6 protein-coding genes are annotated in these 6,188 nt (G+C 72.4%); 2 read left to right on the top strand and 4 right to left on the bottom strand.

Features of this window, described 5'->3' with window-relative positions; translation table 11 throughout:
- Positions 1 to 159: 159 nt before the first annotated feature.
- From ABZ234_RS33760 to ABZ234_RS33745, 4 genes are all read right to left on the bottom strand, one after another.
- Positions 160 to 1,224 (bottom strand): peptidase M23, encoded by a 1,065-nt coding sequence (locus ABZ234_RS33760; RefSeq protein WP_344186119.1) that lies wholly within the window; start codon positions 1,222 to 1,224, stop codon positions 160 to 162.
- Between the two features lie 347 nt (positions 1,225 to 1,571).
- Complete coding sequence (locus ABZ234_RS33755; RefSeq protein ID WP_355014748.1) at positions 1,572 to 2,174, bottom strand: methylated-DNA--[protein]-cysteine S-methyltransferase; 603 nt, start codon at positions 2,172 to 2,174, stop codon at positions 1,572 to 1,574.
- A gap of 169 nt (positions 2,175 to 2,343) precedes the next feature.
- On the bottom strand, positions 2,344 to 3,921 hold the full coding sequence (locus ABZ234_RS33750; RefSeq protein WP_355014747.1) for an AlkA N-terminal domain-containing protein: 1,578 nt from the start codon (positions 3,919 to 3,921) through the stop codon (positions 2,344 to 2,346).
- Between the two features lie 56 nt (positions 3,922 to 3,977).
- Complete coding sequence (locus ABZ234_RS33745) at positions 3,978 to 4,379, bottom strand: hypothetical protein (RefSeq protein ID WP_355014746.1); 402 nt, start codon at positions 4,377 to 4,379, stop codon at positions 3,978 to 3,980.
- Between the two features lie 144 nt (positions 4,380 to 4,523).
- Here ABZ234_RS33745 and ABZ234_RS33740 point away from each other — a divergent pair, with 144 nt between their 5' ends.
- On the top strand, positions 4,524 to 4,934 hold the full coding sequence (locus tag ABZ234_RS33740) for a cobalamin B12-binding domain-containing protein (protein WP_267946591.1): 411 nt from the start codon (positions 4,524 to 4,526) through the stop codon (positions 4,932 to 4,934).
- Between the two features lie 433 nt (positions 4,935 to 5,367).
- A partial coding sequence (locus ABZ234_RS33735; RefSeq protein ID WP_355014745.1) for an ATP-grasp domain-containing protein occupies positions 5,368 to 6,188 on the top strand: 821 nt, incomplete at its 3' end.

The following is a 6,188-nucleotide window of genomic DNA, read 5'->3' as shown; positions in this document are numbered from 1 at the left end:
GGTACTGCCCTGTGGTGGGGTGGGAGAGTAGGTCGCTGCCACGGTTTTTTGTGAGGGAGGGGGTTGCCTTGTGGGCGGCCCCCTCCTTTTTTGTGCCTGTGCTTGTGCGTTTGTGAAAAGAGTGCTTCTAGAACTCAGTGTTTCTGGAGCCCGGTGTTTCTAGAACCCGTAGTTGTACACCGAGCCGCCGGGGTAGACCGTGCCCACGCCGCTCCGGTAGACGTATCCGCCGTAGGCGGCGCCCTCGTAGAAGGTCCAGCCGCCCAGGGTCCTGCCGTGGAGGGGGACGTACCAGCCCGCCGCGTTGGGGTCGGTGTAGCCCCTCAGCGCGAAGTGGATGTGGGCGCCGGTCGTCGAGCCGCCGGCGCAGAGGCTGTTGCCCTGCCTTCCGAGGTAGTGGCCGACGCCGACGTTGTTACCTGGCAGCCACTGGTAGTCCTCCAGGTGGTAGTAGTCCGTGGAGTAGCCGTTGTCGTGGATCACCCGGGTCCAGCCGGTGCAGAGGCTGTAGGCGTAGCCGCCCCGGGCCGCACGGGCCTGGCCGTTGCCGCCGGCGAAGTCCACCGAGCTGTACGGGTGGCCGGAGCTGAAGCCGTGCGGTCCGCCGGTCATGACCATCGAGGAGCCGATGGAGAACGGCAGCCCCACCCCGATGTAGGTGGAGGCGGAGACCTCGTCCGGGTTCGTGGACGCGGCGACGGCCTCCCGCTCCTCCTCGGCCAGCAGGGTCGACGCAGAGAGGATCTCCGAGAACTCCTCCGTGCCCTCCAGTCCGACGGTCCACTCCGAGCCCTCGTGGTCGGCGGCGAACAGCCAGGCGTAGGGGCTCTCCTCCGAGCCCATGGGCGCGGTCACGATGGCGACACCGAAGGCGGAGCCGTCCGAGGCCTCCCGGATGTCGATCCGGACGTCGCGGTCCCGGGCGTCGAGGGCGGAGAGCCCGGTGCCCCGGGCCTCCAGGACGTCGGCGACGACCGCGTCGGCGAGCACGTCCTCGGCCGCCGTTCCGGGTGCTGCGCCGGGCAGGGACTCGGCGGCGCCGTCCGCGGTGACCTCCACGTTGGGAGCGGTCGCGAGAGCGGTGTCCACGGGCGCCGGCTGGGCCTGGGCCGCACCGGCGGAGACGACCAGGGCGGCCGCGGCGGTCAGGGAGAGGGTGGCCGCGCCCAGGAACCGGGTCCGGGAAAGGCGCACGCGAAAGGCGGGGGAGGTGGGGGGTGTCAACGCTTCTCCTTGGGGTGAGCGGACGGGGGGTCGACACGGTGCTCTGCGGTCACGGGGTCTCGACCACATTGCTACCGCAGGGTAACCACACGAATACCCGCCTGCAAGGGGTGGAAGGGGAAGGGACGCCGTCCCGGAAGCCCGCCGGGAGGCCGGCGGTGGGCGCACACTGCGGGGGGAGGGGCGCGGAACGGAACGGGGGCAGGGCGAAGCGTCCTGCCCCGGGGACCCCCCCGATTTCCAGTCAACCCTGTTCCGGAGGGCGGGGCCAGACCGGTCTCCCCCCTGTGGAAAACGCGGAACGGCCCCGTTCCCGGGGCCGTTCCGCGTGGGGGCGGGGAGGGCCGCTAGGCGGCGCGCCCCGCCTCCAGTCCGAGCAGGAACTCCTTGCGCTCCAGACCGCCCGCGTACCCGGTGAGGGTCCCGTCGGCCCCGATGACCCGGTGGCAGGGGACGATGATGCTGATCGGGTTGCGACCGTTGGCCATGCCCACGGCGCGGGAGGCGGTCGGCCGCCCCAGTTCCTCGGCGAGTTGGCCGTAACTCGCGGTCTCCCCGTACGGGATGGTCGTCAGCCCGGCCCACACCTTGCGCTGCCACTCGGTCCCGGAGGGGGCCAGCGGCAGGTCGAACTCCCGGAGCTCCCCCGCGAAGTACGCGTCCAGCTGCCGGACCGCCTCGGCGAACGGCGCCGGGTCGGCGATCCACTCCGCCGGGACGCTCGGGGAGCTGCCGTCCTTCGCGAGCGTGAACAGCGCGCCCAGCGCCTCACCGTCGCCGACGAGGGTCAGCAGCCCCACCGGCGAGTCCATCGTGGTGTACCGGGTCGGCCCGTCCAGCGGGGTCCGGAACTCCACGGTCGGCGCCCGCAGGGGGGCGACCGGTTCGACATCCGCGAAGAGTGACTCCTGTCCGGGTGCCACGGCACCCGGTGCCCGTGTGATGCTCATACCGTTCCCTCTCGTCCTCACGTCCGTCTTCCCTTGCCGACGGCCACCGGACCCCGAGGGCCCCGTGGTTCCAACAACCGGGCGGCGGCCACCGCTTCCCCGCCGGTCCGGGCCCGAACCCCGGCCGCACGGCCGGGCCCGCCCGCGGTCGTCCCGCACCGCTTCCGGCTCACGCCGCGGAACCGGTGCGGCCCGCGACCCCGCCGACCGCCCCGGACGGGCCGTCCGCAGACGCGCCGTCCGGAACCGCTCCCGCCTCCCGCGCCCGGGCGGCGTCGCCCAGCGACGCCCACAGCAGGTGGGTGGCGTACGAGCGCCACGGGCTCCACCCCCGTGCGTTCCGGGCGGCCGCTGCCGGGGAGGTCCACGCCCTTCCGGCCTCCAGCGCCGACCGGACGCCCAGGTCGCCGTGCAGGAACACGTCGGGGTCGCCCAGGCCGCGCATCCGCACGTAGCCCGCCGTCCACGGACCGATGCCGCGCAGCTCGACCAGGCGCCGCTCGGCCTCCTCCCGGTCGCAGCCCGGCCCCAGATCGACACGGCCCGAGGCGACGGCCCCGCTCAGTCCCACCAGGGCGGTTCCGCGCGCCACGGGGATGGAGAAACCCGCCGGGTCGGCCCCGGCCAGCACGTCCGGGGACGGGAACAGGTGCGTCAGGCCGCCGCCCGGGACCTCCAGCCCCTCCGCCAGGGGCTTTCCGAACCTCTGCACCAGCCGGCCCGCCAGCGTGCGCGCGGCCCGTACCGATACCTGCTGGCCGAGCACCGCACGGACGGCCAGCTCCGCCGGGTCCACGTGCCCGGGCGACCGCATGCCCGGACGGGCCGACACGATCGGTCCGAGCAGGGGGTCCCCGCCCAGGGCCTCGGCGACCGCACGCGGGTCGGCGTCCAGGTCCAGCAGTCTGCGGCACCGGCGCACCGCGCTGGCCAGGTCGCGGGTCTCGGTCAGCCGCAGCCGGCACAGCACGTGTCCCGGCCCGGAACCCGCCGAGAGCTCCACGACACCGGTTCCGTGCGGGAGCGGGAGCGTCCGCCTGTACACGCCCTCCCGGTACTCCTCGATCCCGGGGACGGCCCTGTCGCCGAGGAACCCCAGCATCGAGGCCAGGTCGATCGGCTCCCGGTAGGGCAGCCGCAGCGTGATCGTCCCCGGTGCGGAGGAGCCGGGGGCCCGGGAGCGTCCGACCGAGCGCATCTCGGTGGGGGAGCGGTCGAACACCGCCTGCATCGTCTCGTTGAACTGGCGCACGCTCGCGAACCCGGCCGCGAACGCGACGTCCGCCATCGGCATGTCCGTGGTCTCCACCAGGACCCGGGCGGTCTGGGCGCGCTCGGTGCGGGCCAGGGCCAGCGGCCCCGCGCCCACCTCGGCGGACAGCAGCCGGTTGAGCTGGCGTTCGCTGTACCCCACGGCGGAGGCCAGCGCGCCCACGCCGCCCCGGTCCACGGCGCCGTCCTGGATGAGCCGCATCGCGCGGCCGACCACGTCGGCCCGCAGGTTCCACTCCGGTGAGCCCGGCGTCAGGTCGGGGCGGCACCGCTTGCAGGCGCGGAACCCGGATTCCTGGGCCGCCGCCGCGGTGGGGAAGAACCTGGTGTTGACCCGCTTCGGGGTGACGGCGGGGCAGCTCGGACGGCAGTAGATCCCGGTGGTGCGCACGGCCGTGTAGAAGACCCCGTCGAAGCGGGAGTCCCTGCTGTGTACTGCGCGGTAGCGCTGGTCGTCGTCCATCACACTGTCCATGGTCACCCATGGGCCGGGGCGGGTGCTGGCGGTTTTCGGACATGCACCCCGAGGGGTCAGGAAGGCCTGTCGCCGTCGGCCCCGTCGGGCCGGGCCCCTTCCGGAGCGGCGTCCCCGGGGGCCGCGGGGGCTCCGCCCGGTCCGGTGTCCCCCGTTCCGGGGTCCGCGTCGCCCGCCTCCTCCCCGTGGTCGAGGAGGTACTGGACGTAGACGGGGCGCAGGGCCTCCTGGACCCCGGGGTCCGTCTCGGCGGAGAGGGCCTCGTGCACGAAGCCGGAGAGCTGAGCGACACTCGCCTCGCTGGCCCGGTCGTTCCCGGCCGCGGCCTCCGCCGCCGGGACGAGGCCGAGCAGCCGCCAGAAGAAGCGCAGGTCCCACCTCTGACGTGCCAGCTCGACGGCGCGGTCCCGCAGGTCCTCTGTGCTGGTTCGGTCGAATTCGGTGGCATCGTCTCCCATGCTCGGAAGATACCCGTCCCCGTGCCCGCCACCCGCGAGTGACCTGCGTTACGCTTCACACGAGTTCATCGTCTCCACCCCGCCCCGGTGGGACTCCCACAAGGAGTGGCCGGGCCGCGGGGAACACGTCGTGAGGGGTAAGCCATGGCCGAGGGTGCGGCAAGGATCGTCGTCGCCAAGCCGGGACTGGACGGGCACGACCGGGGGGTCAAGATCGTCGCCCGCGTCCTGCGCGACGCCGGGGTCGAGGTCATCTACACCGGTCTGCGCCAGACGCCGGAGATGATCGTCGCGGCGGCGCTCCAGGAGGACGCCGACGCCATCGGGCTGTCCGTGCTCTCGGGGGCCCACATGACCATGTTCACCCGGGTGATGGAGCTGCTGAGGGAGAACGACGCCGAGGACATCCGTGTGTTCGGCGGCGGGATCATCCCCGACGCGGACATCGCGGAGCTCGAACGCCTGGGGGTCGCCAAGATCTTCACCCCGGGGGCGCCCACCTCGGAGATCGCCGACTGGGTCCGGGAGAACGTCCGCCCGGCGCACGCGGCCTGATCCTCCGGCGGCGCCGGCGGGGAGCGCAGGGACGGTGGGCGTCGTCCGCGCCCGGTCCCGTGCGGCGGTCCGCGGCGTGATGTTGGTCGCAGGGACGAAGCGGCCATGCTGCGGCCGATGCACCCATGTCGTGTTATTCGCGGTGTCGCTGGTCACACAATTTCCCACGCGGACGCTTCCGCAGTGCGGCATGGACGGCTTTTGGGCCGGGACCGACGCGGTGAAGCAGCCCCCGGTGTCCGGCGGCCGGATTTCAGGCGACTAAGCTTTGCGCATGTCGCGGGTGGCGACTCCGCGGCGATCTCGATCTCTGTGAACGGCGGGGCCCCTCGGGGTCCTGCTGCGTGTGACGTGTACCAGTAGGTCACAGCCGATCCGGACGAGGCCACCCCGGTAGACATCCTGAGCCAGCGAGTTACAAGGACGGACCCTCGTGGACCTGTTCGAATACCAGGCGAAGCAACTCTTCGCAGAGTACGGGGTTCCCGTACCCCAGGGGAAGGTGGCGAGCACGGCCGCTGAGGCACGTGCCATCGCTGACGAGTTCGCCGCTGCCGGCAAACCCCGCGTCGTTGTCAAGGCGCAGGTCAAGACCGGTGGTCGCGGCAAGGCCGGCGGCGTGAAGGTCGCCGAGGGCCCCGAGGACGCCCAGGCCAAGGCCGAGCAGATCCTCGGCATGGACATCAAGGGCCACACGGTCCACCGTGTCCTGGTCGAGGAGGCCTCCGACATCGCGGAGGAGTACTACTTCTCCTTCCTGCTGGACCGCGCGAACCGCAACTTCCTGTCGATCTGCTCCAAAGAGGGCGGCATGGAGATCGAGGAGGTCGCCGTCACCAACCCCGACGCGGTCGCCAAGATCTCCATCGACCCCCTGACCGGCGCCCCCGCGAACGTCGCGGCCGAGATCGTGAAGGCGGGCAACCTGCCCGAGGCCGCCGCCCAGGGCGCGGCCGAGATCATCACCAAGCTGTGGGACGCGTTCGTGGGCAAGGACGCCACGCTCGTCGAGGTGAACCCCCTCATCCTCACCAAGGACGGTCGCGTCGTCGCCCTCGACGGCAAGGTCACCCTGGACGAGAACGCCGAGTTCCGCCAGGACCTGGAGAGCCTCACGTTCGCCGAGGAGGGCGACCCCCTCGAGGTCGCCGCCAAGGCCAAGGGCCTGAACTACGTCAAGCTCGACGGCGAGGTCGGGATCATCGGCAACGGCGCGGGCCTGGTCATGTCCACGCTGGACGTGGTCGCCTACGC

The organism is Nocardiopsis sp. NPDC006198, from assembly GCF_040613895.1.
GTDB lineage: Bacteria > Actinomycetota > Actinomycetes > Streptosporangiales > Streptosporangiaceae > Nocardiopsis > Nocardiopsis tropica.
This window is presented reverse-complemented; position numbering and strand designations above follow the sequence as displayed.

What these genes read in the sequence shown, in the direction of transcription:
- ABZ234_RS33745 (WP_355014746.1), bottom strand. Translation starts at nt 4,379, where the DNA reads ATGGGAGACGATGCCACCGAATTCGACCGAACCAGCACAGAGGACCTG.
- ABZ234_RS33740 (WP_267946591.1), top strand. Translation starts at nt 4,524, where the DNA reads ATGGCCGAGGGTGCGGCAAGGATCGTCGTCGCCAAGCCGGGACTGGAC.
- ABZ234_RS33750 (WP_355014747.1), bottom strand. Translation starts at nt 3,921, where the DNA reads ATGGACAGTGTGATGGACGACGACCAGCGCTACCGCGCAGTACACAGC.
- ABZ234_RS33755 (WP_355014748.1), bottom strand. Translation starts at nt 2,174, where the DNA reads ATGAGCATCACACGGGCACCGGGTGCCGTGGCACCCGGACAGGAGTCA.